The 2,403-nt window shown below is 65.0% G+C and carries 4 protein-coding genes; all 4 read left to right on the plus strand.

Annotation, left to right across the window (positions count from 1 at the left end; genetic code table 11):
* Position 1: 1 nt before the first annotated feature.
* Positions 2 to 160, plus strand: coding sequence for a 50S ribosomal protein L30 (gene rpmD / locus RMO30_RS00380; protein ID WP_309707996.1), 159 nt, complete (start codon positions 2 to 4; stop codon positions 158 to 160).
* Complete coding sequence (gene rplO, locus RMO30_RS00385; protein WP_309707992.1) at positions 160 to 879, plus strand: 50S ribosomal protein L15; 720 nt, start codon at positions 160 to 162, stop codon at positions 877 to 879. Before rpmD ends, rplO begins: the two co-directional genes overlap by 1 nt.
* 99 nt (positions 880 to 978) lie before the next feature.
* Positions 979 to 2,304 carry a preprotein translocase subunit SecY gene (gene secY / locus RMO30_RS00390; protein WP_309707994.1) on the plus strand — a complete coding sequence of 442 codons (1,326 nt, stop codon included), beginning with the start codon at positions 979 to 981 and terminating at the stop codon, positions 2,302 to 2,304.
* The coding region (locus RMO30_RS00395) for a nucleoside monophosphate kinase (protein ID WP_309707999.1) at positions 2,301 to 2,403 on the plus strand (103 nt) is incomplete at its 3' end. The genes secY and RMO30_RS00395, both read left to right, overlap by 4 nt.

Raw genomic sequence — 2,403 nt, forward strand, 5'->3', positions numbered from 1 at the left:
GATCAAGTCCAAGATCTCCGAGAAGCAGAACCAGCGCGACACGCTGCGCAGCCTCGGACTGAAGCGCATCGGCGACGTCGTCGTGCGCCCGGACGACAAACAGAACCGCGGCTACGTGAACACCGTCGCGCACCTCGTGAAGGTCGAGGAGATTGACTGATGGCCGAAGAGACCACTCCGAAGAAGGCACCCGCGAAGGCGGCCGCCCCCAAGGCTGCTGCTGAGAAGGCTGCTCCGAAGGCTGCTGCCCCGAAGAAGGATGCCGCTGAGAAGGCTGCCCCGAAGGCCGCCGCCGCGAAGACGGCCGCCCCCAAGGCTGCTGCTCCGAAGGCCGCTGCTGCGAAGGACGAGACCGCTGCTGAGAAGCCGGCCACGAAGTCCACCGCGTCCAAGGCGTCCGCTGCGAAAGCTGCGCCGAAGAAGGATGCGGCTCCATCGCGTCCGCAGGTGCTGAAAGCGCACCACCTCCGCCCTGCCGCCGGTGCCAAGAAGGATCGGATGCGGGTAGGTCGTGGTGAGGGCTCGAAGGGCAAGACCGCCGGTCGGGGCACCAAGGGCACGAAGGCCCGCTACCAGGTGCGCGTCGGCCTCGAGGGCGGCAACCTGAACTCCATCATGCGTGCGCCCAAGTTGCGCGGCTTCAAGAACCCGTTCCGGGTGGAGTACCAGGTCGTCAACCTCGAGCGTCTCGCGGAGCTCTACCCCAAGGGCGGGGACGTCACGATCGGCGACCTGATCGCCAAGGGTGCAGTTCGCAAGAACGAGAAGGTGAAGGTGCTCGGCACCGGCGATATTGCGGTTAAGCTGAACGTCGCTGTCGACAAGGTCTCCAACTCGGCTGAGCTGAAGATCGTCGCGGCGGGCGGCTCCGTCAAGTAGTACGCCTGTCAACCGACCCGGTGCGGGTGGCCGTCAACAGCGGCCGCCCGCCGGGCCGGTTAGGCTCAACTTTCCGTTACTGCAATCCCAGGAGGCGTCGTGTTCAGTGCCGTCGCACGGATCTTCCGCACGCCAGACCTGCGGAAGAAGATCGGTTTCTCGCTCGCGATCGTCGCCCTGTTCCGGCTCGGGTCGTTCATTCCCGCGCCGTTCGTCGACTTCGAGGTCGTGCAGAACTGCCTCACGCCGATCGAAAGCGGTTCGGGTGACGGGGCCGCGGGTCTCTACGCCCTCGTCAACCTGTTCAGCGGTGGCGCACTGCTCCAGCTGTCGATCTTCGCGCTGGGCATCATGCCGTACATCACGGCGTCGATCATCGTGCAGCTACTGCGCGTCGTCATCCCTCACTTCGAGACCCTCTACAAGGAGGGCCAGTCGGGCCAGGCCCGCCTGACGCAGTACACGCGCTACCTCACGATCGCGCTCGGTGTTCTGCAGTCGACGACTCTCATCACGGTCGCCCGCAGCGGCCAGCTGATTCCCTGCGACCTTCCGCTCATCACCTCCGACGGCGAGACCGTGTGGGGCATGCTGCTCATGGTCATCACGATGACGGCCGGCACCGGCCTCATCATGTGGATGGGTGAACTCATCACCGAGCGTGGCGTCGGCAACGGCATGTCGCTGCTGATCTTCACGTCGATCGCCGCGACCTTCCCGAGCTCGCTCACCCAGATCGCGCAGCAGCAGGGCATCGAAATCCTGCTCGTGGTGATTGCGATCGGGCTCGCCATCATCGCCGCCGTCATCTTCGTCGAGCAGTCGCAGCGCCGCATCCCGGTGCAATCTGCGAAACGGATGGTGGGCCGCCGCACGTACGGCGGCAACAACACCTACATCCCGATCAAGGTCAACATGGCGGGCGTCGTGCCGGTCATCTTCGCCTCGTCGCTGCTGTACCTGCCGTCGCTCATCGCCCAGTTCAACCAGGGCAGCGACGGCGTCAACCCGTGGTGGGTCGACTGGATCAACAACAACCTCACCAACGGCGGTCACCCGCTGTACATGGCGCTGTATTTCCTGCTCATCGTCGGATTTACGTACTTCTACGTCGCGATCACCTTCAACCCCGAAGAGGTCGCCGACAACATGAAGAAGTACGGCGGCTTCATCCCGGGCATCCGGGCCGGCCGGCCGACCGCCGAGTACCTCGACTACGTGCTGACCCGCGTGACCCTGCCGGGCTCGCTGTACCTCGGGGCTATCGCGCTCATCCCGCTCATCGCCCTGGTGTTGGTGGGGGCGAATACGAACTTCCCGTTCGGCGGCGCGAGCATCCTGATCATCGTCGGCGTTGGCCTGGAGACCGTTAAGCAGATCGACTCCCAGCTGCAGCAGCGTCACTACGAGGGCCTGCTTCGGTGACCCGGCTTCTCCTTATCGGGCCGCCCGGGGCAGGCAAGGGCACGCAGGCGGTCCGACTCGCTGAGGCGTACCTCGTTCCGGCCATCTCCACGGGCGACA

Source organism: Pseudolysinimonas sp., from assembly GCF_031389465.1.
Lineage (GTDB): Bacteria > Actinomycetota > Actinomycetes > Actinomycetales > Microbacteriaceae > Pseudolysinimonas_A.

Coding starts and splice junctions, on each gene's coding strand:
- rplO (WP_309707992.1), top strand. CDS start 160: ATGGCCGAAGAGACCACTCCGAAGAAGGCACCCGCGAAGGCGGCCGCC.